Origin of the sequence: Trichocoleus sp. Lan, from assembly GCF_039961855.1 — a bacterium.
Taxonomy (GTDB): Bacteria; Cyanobacteriota; Cyanobacteriia; order Cyanobacteriales; family FACHB-T130; genus FACHB-T130.
Map to the genome: position 1 here is coordinate 107,226 of NZ_JAMPKA010000019.1, position 14,196 is coordinate 121,421.

A 14,196-nucleotide genomic window follows, 5' to 3' on the forward strand; every position below is an offset into this window, starting at 1 on the left:
AATCTGTGGCATTGCTGCCGGAGTGGGAATCGCTCTCTCTAGCAGAACAGGTAGCGCAAATGGTCGTGGTACGGGCGTCAGGCTACCTGTTCGACCACCAAATTCAGTATCCAGATTGGGAACCACCGGCGGCAGTTCTGCAACACTGGGTGCAGGATTTGGGCGTCGGGGGGGTCATTTTGTTGGGAGGCAGTGCTGGAGAATTAGCACTGCGATCGCAACAACTCCAAGACTGGGCAAAAACCCCCTTGCTGATCGCGGCTGATATTGAAGAAGGCGTCGGACAACGCTTTTCTGGGGCAACTTGGTTTCCGCCACCGATGGCAATCGGGGCAGTATTCCGGAAAGATGCCTCTCTTGCCTTGAAATACGCCGAACAAATGGGAGGCATCATCGCCTCGGAAGCCCTCGCGATTGGCATCAACTGGGTGCTTGCGCCGGTTGTGGATGTGAATAACAATCCCAATAATCCCGTGATTAACGTCCGGGCGTTTGGCGAAACCCCAGAGGAAGTGAGTCAACTAGCGTCTGCTTTCATCCGGGGGGCGAAAGCTTATCCGGTGTTAACGACTGCTAAACATTTTCCTGGACATGGCGATACAGCGGTGGATTCCCATCTCGATTTGCCCGTCTTGCCCCATTCCCCGGCACGACTGGCTGAGATCGAGTTACTGCCGTTTCAAGAAGCAATCGGTACGGGTACAGCCTCCGGTGTAGATGCCGTAATGAGTGCCCATCTCCTGATCCCGGCTTGGGATGCCGAACGCCCTGCCACCCTTTCCGAACCGATTTTGACTCAACTGCTGCGGCAACAGCTGGGATTTGAAGGATTAATTGTTACCGATGCATTGGTGATGGGAGCGATCGCCAACCGCTATGGAGCAAATGAAGCTCCAGTCTTAGCTGTCGAAGCCGGTGCAGATATTTTGCTGATGCCAGTCGATCCTGCGGGTGCTATCCAAGCGGTGTGCGACGCGGTAGCACAGGGACGCATTTCAGAGGCGCGAATTCGTGCCTCTGTTGAGCGTATCTGGACAGCCAAGCGCCGAGTCCAACAAGGCACAGCACAGCCGCCTGTAGAGGCAAGGGCGATCGCGCCTGAAGTCCAACCAGCGCCTTCACCATTCCCTCCCCATCTCCTCCAACTAGCTCAACCACACGCCCTCGCCACATCTGCCAACATCGTGCGAGAGGCACTCGTCGTTCATGGCGAAATTCCTTTACTTCCCAGTCAGGGCAACTTACGCAACTTAATCGTGGTGGATGACACCCTGAATTGTGATTTTCTCGATAAACAAGCACCGGCTGTGGCTCTGCCCAAACAGCACGGCTATCAACTCCAACTACTCGATCCCCACACCACCTTAATTCCTGGCTGGGTGTTTTATCATAAATCGGGTTTAAATGCCCAGCCAACCCTACTCCAGCTGTTCATCCGTGGGAATCCTTTCCGAGGCAGTGCTGGCTTGACACCGTTGGCTCAGGACTTGTTTAAAAAACTCTTAGGCAATGCCGAACTCCAAGCGCTAGTGATTTACGGCAGTCCTTATCTTCTGGAACAGTTTCTCCCACACCTGCCCCCACATATCCCTTGTGTGTTTTCTTACGGACAGATGCCAGCAGCTCAGGCGATCGCCCTTGAAGTTTTGTTCGGTGCCCCAGCTCTAAGCATTTAGCAACTGTGCAGCACATTGATTAATTTTGTTAATCAATGTCATAACCGTTATCACCGATTATTTACGGTGTCTTCAATTTGAAAATACAGGCTTAATTATAAATAGACCCGTCCTTCAACAATTTCATCAGCATAAGGATATATTTTTATGTCAAAGTTCCCTGACTTTTGAAATCCTTATTAAACGAATAAATTCATTTGTAACTTGATATACTGTTCAAAAATTATTTCCGCGCTAGGCAGTATTGGATTATATTAAGTTATAGTCGTAGCTCGTTAGTTTCGAGGCTGAGACCATGACTGCTGATATAATGCCGCCTAAATCATCTGTGCAATACTCCATCGACGTTCTTCAAGAAGAAGCCCGTCAATTAGTGGAGAAAGGAATTGTGACTCGTCAGCAACCCATCTACGTTCTGTGCCAGTACATCCCTGCACGGGAGTGGGTTTGTGTTGAGTGTGAATTAGAAAGATGCAATATCTTACTCCGCGATCGCATCGGCGATCTGATGGGGCAAGAACAATGGGACAACGATTGATATTTTTTTACCTTTAAGACAATCCTACAGTTCCACTGAAAACAGTGAAACTCAGGACAAGCTTGATTCCACGCTTGTCTCAACTTAAGGAAAGACTGCTTTTATTCTTTCACCTGTTGATTCTTAATTAGCCTGGTTTGGAGAATATTCTGATTCTTTCTAGTGCGAATAATTAAGTTCGCTTCTTAGACCTATCCAAAAAGTGAAGATGCCATTCTGAGCAAAACGTTGTGGAGCGTTGGCGTAACGTTGTCATCAACAATCGCGCTGCGATCGCACAAATCTCTTTGCAGGATCTCTGCTCAAACCGAGATGCGTGACAACACTTCAAGTCCTTCGTTTTGCTCAGCACAAACCTTCAGATAGGCTACTAGGAGCAAGCCTAATAAATGCTTTGATAAAGCTGCTAGCAATCCCCGACCTAAATCCCTGAGTTGGGGTCGCGCAGCTTTTCTAACTCAGTTCGCATTGCAGCAATTTGTGCAGTTAGCTCCTCTAGCTCCAATTGCGTATCTGGCTGGGCAACCGTTGTCACCGGCGTTGTCGCAGGGCGGCTCGGAGTTCCAGAAGATTGTGTGCTAGCTGCATCATTGGCTTGCGCCATTAGAGAATTCAGGAAAGTGCGGGCTTCAAGCTCCGTAATCTCTCCTTTTTCTGCTAGTTGTTGAACCACCAGATTGACGTCTGACTTTAACAGCTCAAGATTTTGCTCTCGCTTTTGAGTGTCTTGTACGCTCTCAACTAGAGAAGCGGTTGCACCCAAAGTAACGCGAAATCCTTTTTGTACTAACTCCAGCAGATTATTAGAGTTCATTAGATAAATCAGTCAGATTGAATGAAGGTTAGACAGCCCTTAGCGATCGCTTTCGATAAATAACCGCTCGGCACCACTCACTTTTAAGTTTCTAGCTTTCGGCTTTCCGCCAAGCGAGTAAACAAACGCAGGATCTGGCGTCTTAATGCTACCATTTAGCACACACAAAGGGACATTTTGCAGAATTCTTAGGGTAGTAGCATCCGTCCTAAGAAAGAATCTAAAGAAACCATTTGCCCGCCCAGTTTTAGCCCATCTGTTCTAAATACTGATTAACATCCTCAATTAAGCGAGTAAGTTCTGCCTCCGTAGTCAGGCGAATGCGGTCATCTCGGAGGGAGATCAAAACTTTAGCGGCAAAGGGAGTCGGCCAGATATTAGGATTGCAGAAAATCTCTAGAAAGACATCCCCCGTGTATCGATATTCCATTGGTTTTTGGGGATTGGTTTTGCCGCCGCCACCTGCAATGACTTTGAGACTCTGCATCAACTGAGCGATCGCGCCTTGTAAATCTTGGGCTGCCTGGGGCGTAAAGCTAAAGGAAACAGAACCTTCAACTAAGTTGAGGATGAGTTTTGAAGAAGACATGAGCAATCAAGAGTTTTGAATTGTGAATCAACTTATCACTCATAACTTAGAACAGACAGCATTTACAAGAGGATAGATGCAAGGTGAAGTCATAAGCTTTAGACTGAATGCCATAGAACTCTAAATGGCGAGTGAGGAAAATTCTGTGGTAGCAGATAACCGCTCGGCAGTGCGTAAGGTTTTAATCATTACCCTACTGCTCAATCTGTTCGTCATGACGTTGAAGGCAGTGCTGGGGTCGTGGACGGGTTCTCTCAGCTTGCTAGCGGATGCCTTGCATAGCGTTACCGATAGCGCCAACAACATTTTGGGATTAATTGCCAGCCGATTTTCTTCACCTCAACCCGATCGGGATCATCCTTACGGACACCAGAAATTTGAAGGTGTGGGAGCGTTAGGAATTGCCGCCTTCTTAGGAATTGCCTGCTTTGAAATTCTGCAAGGGGCAATTGAGCGAATTCTCAGCGGTGGTGGTAAACCCGTCATCATTTCCCCCTCAGAGCTGTGGTTGCTGCTGATTGTGCTGGGCGTGAATATTTTTGTCACGTTCTACGAACGCCATGTTGGGCAGCAGGTAGGCAGCCCCATTTTGATTGCAGATGCCCAGCACACCATGAGCGATGTCTGGGTGACAATTGCTGTTTTGGGTGGGTTGATTGGCGTCTGGCAAGGACAGGTATTGAATCTGCCGCAACTTCAGTGGTTGGATATTATTCTCTCCTTTCCCGTTGCCTTGTTAGTGTTTCGCAGTGGTTGGAAGGTGATTAAAGATAATTTGCCCTGGCTAGTCGATGAGATGGCGATCGCGCCCGAAGCCATTCATGGGATCGTCATCCAAGTTCCAGGAGTGATTAATTGTCACGAAATTGCTTCTAGAGGCGTTGTTGGGCGTCAGGTATTCATCGAAATGCACTTGATTGTAGACGTCACCGATGTAGAAACTGCCCACCAAATTACAGAAGAAGTCGAGAACCGCCTAAAAGAAAGATTTAGCCCCGTCCGAATTTTGATTCACATCGAGCCACCTGCTTACCAATCCGATCAAATTACCTACGAAGCAGAATCAAAATCTAGGTAGTTTTCCACAGATGAGGGGACTTTTCCACAGAATTTTACGAGTTTTCCACAAAAGTTAAAGAAAACATAATTTATTTCAAAATAAAGTTGAACCGTTCTGTCAAGCCAAAAAGAGACGGAGCTTCAGCCCCGTCTCTAAAACTTTGCGTACTTTTGCGTTAACCTTTGGTTACGTTTGCGTTAAAAATCCTGACTACTTTATTATTCCCACTCGATAGTTCCAGGCGGCTTAGAAGTAATATCGTAAACCACACGATTCACCCCCCGAACTTCATTCACAATTCGGGTGGAAATCGTTTCCAACAAATCGTAGGGAACACGCGCCCAGTCTGCCGTCATGCCATCTTCGCTAGAAACAAAGCGCAAGACAATCGGGTAAGCGTAGGTGCGCTGATCGCCCATTACGCCTACGCTGCGGATCGGCAGCAACACGGCAAAAGCTTGCCAGAAGTCGTGGTACATCCCCTGGCGATTAATTTCCTGACGAACAATTAAGTCAGCATCCCGCAGGATATTTAACCGTTCTGCCGTCACTTCGCCCAAAATGCGAATCGCCAGTCCGGGGCCGGGGAAGGGTTGCCGTTGTACAATTTCCTCTGGCAATCCAATCGAGCGACCGACTTTTCGCACTTCATCTTTGAACAATTTTCGTAAAGGTTCGATCAACTTGAAGCGCAAGTCTTTGGGCAAGCCGCCGACGTTGTGATGACTCTTAATTTTCACTGCCACCCGTTCGCCACTTTTGGGATCGACGTTCGTGTCGGCTGATTCAATCACGTCGGGGTAGAGAGTACCTTGGGCAAGGTAGTCAAAGGGGCCAAGGCGTCGAGATTCTTCTTCAAATACGCGGATAAATTCGTGCCCGATGCGGCGACGCTTTTCTTCAGGATCGCTAATTCCTTCAATTTGATTGAGGAAGCGATCGCGTGCTTGCACATACTCGACAGAAATGTGAAATTGCTCGTGGAACAGCTTCACCAACCGTTCTGGTTCATACTTACGCATGAAGCCTTGGTCGATAAATACACACGTCAGTTGGTCGCCAATTGCCTTGTGCAGCAAAAAGGCAAGCGTAGAAGAATCAACGCCGCCAGAAAGTGCTAGCAACACCCGCTTATCGCCGACTTTTGCCCGAATCTCTCGAATCGACTCCTCAACAAACGCCGCTGTTGTCCAAGTCGGTTCGCAGTCGCAGATGTGATAGACAAAGTTACGGATTAAGGCAATTCCCCCAATCGAATGGACGACTTCGGGGTGGAATTGAACTCCGTATAGCTTTTTCTCGTGATGAGCGATCGCTGCGGCTGGCGTATTTATCGTGTGTGCCAGCACTTCAAACCCTGATGGCATCTTTGTTACAGAGTCCCCGTGGCTCATCCACATGGTCGTGCCATCTTCCACATTGGTGAGCAAATCTGTGGGATCGTCAATCAATAGCGACGCCTTGCCATACTCACCCCGGTCAGCTTTGGTGACTTCCCCACCCAATTGCTGCACCATTATCTGCATCCCGTAACAGACTCCCAGGACGGGAATCCCCAGGTTCCATATTTCCGGATCGCAATGGGGGGCACCCGTGTCATACACTGAACTTGGGCCACCAGAGAAGATAATCCCCTTGGGATTTAGCTGTCGTAGCTGTTCGGCAGTGGTGCGATAGGAAAGAACTTCCGAGTAAACTTGTGTTTCCCGAATCCGACGGGCAATCAGTTCAGAATACTGAGAGCCGAAGTCAAGAATCACAATCATTTGGCGATTTAGTTGCCCCAAATACTCGATTTGAGGCGGTGTTTCAGTCTGGAGAGTCACCGGCTTATCCTGAGTAGGTAGAGTACAGATGTACAGATAGTCTTTAATGGATTAAAAACTGGCTAATTGTTTATTGCTATTAGCCAGTCTTCCATGATTCGATTACGCCACTGACAATAGCGGCAGATAAAAAACTTCTTTATTGCTATTTATTAAGTTGATGTGTATTCATATAAAACTAACACACTTGATACAGTAACGAGGTACCTGTTTTACTTTTAACGATAATTTGGCGATCGCGGTCAAACAGGACGGAACCGACCGTAACGAGTTGTTCGCTGTGAGTGCGGATGTAATCGTGCGATCGCTTGTCAATGCTTTGAGCGATCGCGCCATAAACTTGCCCCACCCAATCGGTACTACCTGCTGCATCCAATTGGCGCAGGTATTTCAAGGCGTCTTCAGCAGTGGCGCTCTTCAAAACTGCCTGCAATACCGGCGTTGGTAAACCGAGATTCGCACAATGAGCGGTCAAAATTTCCTGACGTCCATCTGCCAAGTGATGATGGGTGTGAAAAATCCCACCCGCAAGTTTCATCAGTTTTCCGTGGTAGCCAAATAATAAGATATTCTTGACTTTTTGCACTCCTGATGATGCTAGCAATGGTCCCAGCCAATTCGCTGTCTTAATCATTCTTTCTGGATTGATTCCCAACCGCTGGGCTAAATCTAAGCCATTTTCCCCGATACAAAACACCAAACAATCAAAACAGTTAGCCTTCTGTTGCAGTTCCTCGCGGAAAGCCTCCAGTTGTCCGGGGGCACTCAGGGGTTGGGAAATACCGCTTGTTCCGAGTAAGGAGAGTCCTTCCACAACCCCAAAGGCTTCATTTGAGGTGCGTTGAGCGAGTTTACGCCCTTCTGGCAAAATAATCGTCACCTGGATTTTCTCGTCAGGTTCCAGCATCCGCTCCAAATTCTCTCGGATCAGCCGCTGAGCATAACGATAAATAGCGGGTTGATCGTCAGCACTCACCAAACGCCCGATCCCTTCGCCACCTTTGATCGTGACTGAGGGCGGAGGATCTAAAAACTCTTTTTGTTCATTATTAATTTTTAATCTTTGATTTTTAATTTCTACCAGCGCCCAGACTGGCGTGTTGCGGGTAAGGTCAAGGTTATCGCCAGGATCGCTACGAGCGATCGCTAACGCCATCCCTTCACCGATACCGGCAACCTGCTCAATCGGAATCAACACCGTTTCGGCGGGTTCAATTAAATCTACTGGCACGGCGTCCAACGGTGACGCTCCTTGCTGCAACCAGCGCAAGGCGGCAACAGCAGCGGCACAGGCAAACACGGGCAATGTATATCCAGACCGGGGTTGGGGACAGATCATTGTTTAATAGCGATCGCAAACACTGACAAGCGTGACATTTGACATCAGAACCTTCGGGATTTTAGTGGAATGTGTTTGTAGATAGGTTGTGTTCTTCGATTGACGACACGTTTTAGAAAATCCCATGAAAGCCATTATGAACTCAGTCACCAAGCCTCGCGCTCAATTTATCTGCCAGGAAATTCGCCCTAGCACAGTGGTACTAAGACCCAGCGGTTGTCTAGATAGTGTCACCAGCCCCGCCTTCAGCAAGTCTCTAGAGCAAGCCTTGGAGTTGGCAACTGACACTGTCGTAGTGGATCTGCTGTCAGTCAACGCCGTGAAAAGGGACGGAGTCAAGTGCTTACTGACTGGAATGAAGCGAGCTGTAGCACTAGGCAAGACTCTTTCGATTGAATTTCTGGATGTGGCGACGCAAACCGTTCTGGAATCGGCTCAGAACAACTTTGCGTTATAGCCGTTGTCAATGAGCGTTCAGTACATCGGGAGGTTAACACAGAGCTAGCTGTACTAACCTCCCGATGTATTAAATACAAGTGAGAACCGATCAATCATCCCAGTTGTGAGCCAAGATAGAGAAGCATATTTTTTTGGAGCGGACAAAGTTACCGCCTCACCTTACTGCTTTGTCCGGTTCAGGAGTCACTTCATCAGTACACGTGAATTCAGCAATGGCAGTCTTTTCAGAATCCATTCGCTTGTTATTGGTCATTAAAGCGATCGCCTTAACGAATTGACTAGGAAAAACGGTTCTCAACTCAACATTTGGGTGGTATAGATTTCTTCTCCAACAGTCGATTTATTACATTGTGTTGCTATATCTAACTCTCCGAAATTAGAAAATCCGTAAATATACTCTACTTACAGCGTGAGTTCTCGCTTAGGTTCGATCTATGAGCCTAATGGCTCTCAGTTATTCCTTAACTGAACTAAATAGAAGAAGTTATTTGTAACTATGGCAACGCGATCGCACGACCCCCAAAAAGCTCCGCAAAATTCTACTTTCGTACCAGTTAACAGCCAGTTTAAGCCGCGCCCTTTCCCGGTTCAGGAGAAACCCCAAACTCACGAAACACCAGACCTACAGGCACAACTGGAAAGTGCCCAGCGCTTTGGTCACAATTTTGCAAATATCTCTATATCTGCTCCTAACAGCTCAACACCGCCACCGATTCAACCGAAACTCACGATTGGAGAGCCAGGGGATAAATACGAACAGGAAGCAGACAAGACAGCAGCAGAAGTGGTGCAGCGGCTTCATGCACCGATGCCGAGTTATGGAAGGGATCTTAGCCAGCCCGAAAGTCAGTTGGCTCAAACCATAAAAGCTGGCATGGTGCAAAACTCTAACTCGATTCATCAACAGGGAATCCCAAATCATCAAAACAAATTGATGAGAAAGTTGGATGTACCCACCCTCCAACGCGAGGTGATGCCAGAAGAGGAAGAAGAAAAAGAACTCCAGATGAAGCCGATGATACAGTGTCAGTCTAGTGAGGATGGGAAACCCGCCTCACCGGATCTCGAAGCAACCATCCAACAGGCACGAGGAAGCGGACAGGCACTGGCGCAGAGTATTCGCGAACCGATGGAGCAGGCGTTTGGGGCTGACTTCAGCGGGGTGAAGATTCATACGGATGCTCAATCTAACCAGTTGAATCGCTCAATCCAGGCGAAGGCATTTACGACTGGGCAAGATATTTTCTTCCGGGAGGGAGCGTATGAACCGGGAAGCCGGGGTGGGCAAGAGTTGATCGCCCATGAACTTACTCACGTTGTTCAGCAGAATGGCAGTGCAGTGCAGCGATCGCTGCAACCGCAGCAAAAGTCCGTTATTCAGCGCCAAGGCGATCAAAGTCCTGCACAGTCAACAGCAGGATTTAGTGGAGATGTGGCAGGAGATTTAGACAAACTCTACAAACAAGCAGAAGAAGCTCAACCGGAACTGTACGAAAAAGTCACTCAAATTGCCAGTGAGACCTCTGGGGTGGCAAAGCTACCTCAAGCCTTAAAAGGGCGAGAACGAGCAATGGAGAAAACAATGGCTGATTACAAGGGGGATGTTTCTAAATTAGTAGATATTGCACGCGGTTCTATAGTTTACAAGTCATTTCCTGACTTAATGGGTGGGCTAGATGTCTGCAATAGAAATTTAACGCTGGTGCGAGAAAAGAATCGCTTTGCACAACCTACCCCAGCTGGCTATCGCGATATTCTTCTAAACGTTCAGCTATCAAATGGTCATATTGCGGAATTGCAACTCCATCTAACCCAAATTCTAGAGGTTAAGTCAGGTGCAGGGCATAAAATATACGAAGAGGTTCGGAAAATAGAGGCAGCAGCTCAAACAGCCGATCGGGCTTTAAGCTCAGAAGAAAAAGCAAAAATTGATCAGCTTAATGCAGAAGCAAAAGCACTTTACGATCAGGCTTTAGCTAACGCGGGTGGATGATTGACATTGACTGGATAACTCAAAGTAATGTCGGTATGCACTCAAATAGAATCGGTACAAGCAGCGAATCAAGTTAACTAGCGGATCATCATATTATGGACTTACCACTCTACTGCATTGTAGGAGATCGACCCGTTAAAGCAATCGAGACGGAAGACGGGGGCATGGATGTTCTTGCCTATGAGTGGGATACTGGCGAGTTTAAGCGTGCAATGCAGTATCTTTCAAAGATTACTTTGGGAGACGGGGAAATAGATTATGTTTCTGAGCAAGAGTTTGAGCAGTATGTCGAAAAACTGCGTCAACAAGCATCATAGGCAGTAAAACCCCTGCAATCATCGTGCAGGGGTAAGGTATCAGGTAGAAGATAACGATCGATCAATGATTGTTATCGCAAGTTGCCACCGATCTCAATCAACCGCCTAATAAAGCCCTTGCCTTCGCTTCAGCAGGGACAATGACTTTGTTCTTAAAAGAGGCGATCGCTTCCTCAAAAGCGTTATACCAATATGTTTCCAACACCCAAGGATAGCGTTGGAAATCTTCAAACATCGCGTATTCTTTCTGGGCTGAAGTATGTAGCAATGGCTGCACCGGCACCGATTGCAGATTGGGAATAATGGCGTGCAATTCTTGAGGAATACTTCTAGGATCGGTGAGATCGGCAATGATGAACCGCGAAATTTGAGCCAGCGTCGAGATAGTTTCCGTCAGGTCTTTACTTGTCGATGTCTCGCAGTCTATAACCACCGGCAAATAGTTATATTTGCGAAGTGCATCCAAGATTGGCTTGCGCTCCTGGGTGCAGCGACCCAGAACCAGTATGACTTTAGAAGAGATAGTGTTATTGAAATCGGGGATTTTTTGAGTGTTGAGCAGCCGACTGAGAAACTCGGCAACTTCCAGATTGTCCACTGCGATCGCGGGTTCGCCAAAAGTAGTGATGACTAGGCTCAACTGCTTGGCTCCCTTCAGTTTTAATCCCAAAGTGGAAATCCCATAAATTGAACACTCCTCAAAGTTGGCTCCCTCTAGATTTGTCCGCACCACCTGAGCCTCGCTCAAGTTTGCCCATCTCAGGTCTGTCTTGCGGAAGTCTGCCACGCTGACGACTGCTCGTCTCAGGTTTGCCCATCTCAGGTCTGCCCCACTGAAGTTGGCTTCACTGATTTCTGAATTGCTCAAGTTGCTTCCGCTCAGGACTGCCCCTTTTAAGTTGGTTTTGTTGAATTTTGCCTTGCTGAGATTGGCAGCACTTAGGAGTGCGCCATTGAGGTCTGTCCCATCTAGGAGTGCGCCGCTGAGGTCTGCCCATCTCAAGTCTGCCCCGCTGAGGTTGGCTCTACTGAGGTTGGCTCCGCTCAGGTTAGCCGAGGTCAGATTAGCCCCACTGAAGTTGACTAAGGAGAGGTCTGCCCCACTGAGATTGGCTGTGCTGAGGTTGGCTCGTTTAAGGTTAGCCATCTTTAGGTCTGCTCGGATTTGAGGATTCTGTTGTCTTTCCTCATTCCAGGCTTTCACTCCTTGTTTGAGCAGATCCAATTGTTGCTTATTTGTCCGATTTTTCAACCGGGTTTCAATCTCAATTCCTGTCGGGTTTGTTTTAAAATCTATGTTGTTTTTTGCCATATAGCTTTCCATAAATCCTCTCTAAATTCACAAACATTCAATACTTGAACTCAGATATCCAAACATACTTCAAGTGATTGCGACCAGCGACTTTACGCTTTTGCAGGCAGCTAATTTTTGTAATTTTGGATTTAACAAATTAAGTAACTACGTAATTACACGTAAATGGTTTAATTTGATGATCTATATCTTAAGGAATACGCCTTGAGTCTGACTACCATTAAGAGTACATATTTACACAATCTTTAAACAAGTAGTATATTTACTGAGCTTAAAGATAAATTTCGCCATAAATGTTACTAAGCATACAGACAGAAATAACATAATATGTAAAACAACAAAAAAGGCTTTTGTTTTGAACTACGTGAGATTACGGGGGCACACCAGAAGAAGAGGGGAAAAGCGATCGCATTTAGCGATACTGCCAAGGGTTTTATTTAGGCTAAAAAGCATACTGTGATTGCTTTTTAGCCGCTCTTAGATAAGGTGAAAAACATTTGTCAGTTTAATCGCTTTGTTATCGGCTTCGCGATCGCTCATCCGCTCGGTACGCAATTCTAGAAAAACTACTCGGTAAAATTAAAACTCAGTTTCCGCCGAAGTAAGCAGAGCTTTGTCAAGAGCCTTGCCAGTTTTTTTCGACACGCGCCCGCAAATTCCGGAAAAACTTACCAGGTGTGCCATGCCAATAGAGACGGTAGTTTGTAGTTTTAGCTACGAACCCCGTTTCCGTAGTTACGGAAGACATTCTAAGCAAGATGGCGATTTCAGCAAACAATCAAATCAGCGTCAGCCATCGTAGAGGTAAGGGATTGGCATCCCTAACGTCCGCTCAGTAAATCATTCGCCTTTGCCTCAGCAGGGGCAATAATTTTTTCTTCTACAGAAGCGATCGCATCTTCAAGATTCTGATACTGGTAAATGGGTTGAGCGTAAGGATATTCCTGAAACTCCTTCAACACAGCTACCTCTTTGCTATCCACGCTATCCACTTGCACTAACGGTTGCACCGGCACCAAAGGGATACCCTGGAGAATTTTCAGTAATTCTTGGGGGATGCTGCTAGCGTCCGTGAAATCCACAATCATAAACTTCGCCATTCCAACTACGGTGGAGATTGCTTCTGCAAGTTCCGGCGTCGCTGCTTTTTCCAACTCCACCGACAAAGGCAAATAGTCATGTTGGCGAAGGGCATTGCGAAGCCCCTCCAATAAATCTTTCCGCCCATCTGCTTTGAAACTGCCCAAGATCGGCACGATATTGGAGGCTATTGAGGGAAAAACCTCGCGGATTTTCTGGTGATTCAGCAACAAGTACATAAATGTCGCCACTTCCAGATTATCCAGTGCGATCGCTGGATAATCTGGCGGAGTAATCACCAAATTTGACTGGTTGGCTCCTTCCAACTTTAACCCCCAAGACGAAATCCCATAAACTAAACAACCCTCTAGGTTTGCATTCTCAAAGTTAGTCTTGAGCAACCTTGCCCCCATTAAGTTAGCCTCACCCAAATTCGTCCCGCGCAGATCGGCTCCTTGTAAATCCGCCCCAATTAGATTCGCTTTAAACAAATCCGCCTCGCGAAGGTTCGCCCCGATTAGATTGGCTCCCCGCATATCTACCTCTCTAAGGTTCGCCCCAACCAAATTCGCCCCAGACAAATCAGCTTTACCCAGGTAGACCCAGTGCATATCTGCACCTTCAAGGTTTACTCGGCTCAGGTTCGCCTCAAAGAGGTAGGCTTCGCTGAGATTAGCTTCAGTGATATCTGCCTCTGACAAGTCCGCTTTACTCAGGGATGCTCCCCTCAAATCCGCACCCCGCAGGTCTGTTCGATGCAGAGATGCCTGCATCAGATTGGCTCCACTCAGGTCAGCACTGCACAGAGACGCCCCCGCCAGGTTAACTCCACCCAAATCTTCCTGGCGTAAATCGGCTCCAATTAAATTTGGCGGGATTCCCGGACTCAATTTACGCCACTTATTCCAAGCTTCTACTCCTTGCTTGAGTAAAGCTCGCTGTTGCTTGTTTGCCATGCACTTCAGCTCCCCTCTCTTTTGGCAGATGCGATGATTTTTGGTTAGGCACCCCTAAAGGGTACCAACGATGTCTTGGCGGTTTAAATCGGTTCTCCTGCGCCCTGATATAGAGATGATACTGGTTACAAATTCTCAAAAGACTACTGAAATCGCCGTTTTCTGAAAGAAAAGGCTTTGGACAATGGCAGTTCGAGCAACTCATTAACCGGCTTGTAGATATTCACTGAGGTTTCT

The 14,196-nt window shown here is 47.3% G+C and carries 13 protein-coding genes; 6 read left to right on the forward strand and 7 right to left on the reverse strand.

Annotated elements, in window-relative coordinates; all coding sequences use genetic code 11:
- The first annotated feature begins 5 nt into the window (after positions 1–5).
- Entirely contained in the window at positions 6–1,676 is a 1,671-nt protein-coding gene (locus NDA03_RS17845; protein WP_348238744.1) for a glycoside hydrolase family 3 N-terminal domain-containing protein, read from the forward strand.
- A gap of 295 nt (positions 1,677–1,971) precedes the next feature.
- Positions 1,972–2,214, forward strand: a complete 243-nt coding sequence (locus NDA03_RS17850; RefSeq protein ID WP_190414732.1) for a DUF4327 family protein — start codon at positions 1,972–1,974, stop codon at positions 2,212–2,214.
- A gap of 421 nt (positions 2,215–2,635) precedes the next feature.
- Here the strand turns inward: NDA03_RS17850 and NDA03_RS17855 are convergent, their stop codons facing one another.
- The 3 genes from NDA03_RS17855 to NDA03_RS17865 form a co-directional block, all read right to left on the reverse strand.
- A complete protein-coding gene (locus NDA03_RS17855; RefSeq protein ID WP_190414731.1) occupies positions 2,636–3,028 on the reverse strand; it encodes a hypothetical protein in 393 nt (130 codons plus the stop codon).
- Between the two features lie 39 nt (positions 3,029–3,067).
- On the reverse strand, positions 3,068–3,190 hold the full coding sequence (locus NDA03_RS17860) for a hypothetical protein (RefSeq protein ID WP_277878273.1): 123 nt from the start codon (positions 3,188–3,190) through the stop codon (positions 3,068–3,070).
- Positions 3,191–3,275: 85 nt separating this feature from the next.
- Positions 3,276–3,617 (reverse strand): hypothetical protein, encoded by a 342-nt coding sequence (locus NDA03_RS17865; protein WP_190414730.1) that lies wholly within the window; start codon positions 3,615–3,617, stop codon positions 3,276–3,278.
- A gap of 145 nt (positions 3,618–3,762) precedes the next feature.
- Here NDA03_RS17865 and NDA03_RS17870 point away from each other — a divergent pair, with 145 nt between their 5' ends.
- A complete protein-coding gene (locus NDA03_RS17870; RefSeq protein WP_348238763.1) occupies positions 3,763–4,695 on the forward strand; it encodes a cation diffusion facilitator family transporter in 933 nt (310 codons plus the stop codon).
- 200 nt (positions 4,696–4,895) lie between these two features.
- On the opposite strand, the gene guaA is transcribed toward NDA03_RS17870, so the two are convergent.
- Complete coding sequence (gene guaA / locus NDA03_RS17875) at positions 4,896–6,443, reverse strand: glutamine-hydrolyzing GMP synthase (RefSeq protein WP_199292247.1); 1,548 nt, start codon at positions 6,441–6,443, stop codon at positions 4,896–4,898.
- A gap of 238 nt (positions 6,444–6,681) precedes the next feature.
- Complete coding sequence (cbiD, locus tag NDA03_RS17880) at positions 6,682–7,842, reverse strand: cobalt-precorrin-5B (C(1))-methyltransferase CbiD (RefSeq protein WP_348238745.1); 1,161 nt, start codon at positions 7,840–7,842, stop codon at positions 6,682–6,684.
- Positions 7,843–7,966: 124 nt separating this feature from the next.
- On the opposite strand from cbiD, the gene NDA03_RS17885 reads away from it, so the two are divergent.
- The 3 genes from NDA03_RS17885 (at position 7,967) to NDA03_RS17895 (ending at position 10,611) form a co-directional block, all read left to right on the forward strand.
- On the forward strand, positions 7,967–8,299 hold the full coding sequence (locus tag NDA03_RS17885) for an STAS domain-containing protein (RefSeq protein ID WP_348238746.1): 333 nt from the start codon (positions 7,967–7,969) through the stop codon (positions 8,297–8,299).
- A gap of 498 nt (positions 8,300–8,797) precedes the next feature.
- Positions 8,798–10,294 carry a DUF4157 domain-containing protein gene (locus tag NDA03_RS17890; protein ID WP_348238747.1) on the forward strand — a complete coding sequence of 499 codons (1,497 nt, stop codon included), beginning with the start codon at positions 8,798–8,800 and terminating at the stop codon, positions 10,292–10,294.
- A gap of 95 nt (positions 10,295–10,389) precedes the next feature.
- Positions 10,390–10,611, forward strand: coding sequence for a hypothetical protein (locus NDA03_RS17895; protein ID WP_190414726.1), 222 nt, complete (start codon positions 10,390–10,392; stop codon positions 10,609–10,611).
- A 97-nt stretch (positions 10,612–10,708) separates the two neighbouring features.
- Here NDA03_RS17895 and NDA03_RS17900 read toward each other — a convergent pair whose 3' ends face one another.
- Together NDA03_RS17900 and NDA03_RS17905 are read right to left on the reverse strand one after the other, a co-directional pair.
- Positions 10,709–11,923: a pentapeptide repeat-containing protein gene (locus NDA03_RS17900; protein ID WP_348238748.1), complete on the reverse strand. Its 1,215-nt coding sequence runs from the start codon at positions 11,921–11,923 to the stop codon at positions 10,709–10,711.
- 821 nt (positions 11,924–12,744) lie between these two features.
- A complete protein-coding gene (locus NDA03_RS17905; RefSeq protein ID WP_348238749.1) occupies positions 12,745–13,959 on the reverse strand; it encodes a pentapeptide repeat-containing protein in 1,215 nt (404 codons plus the stop codon).
- Positions 13,960–14,196: the final 237 nt, after the last annotated feature.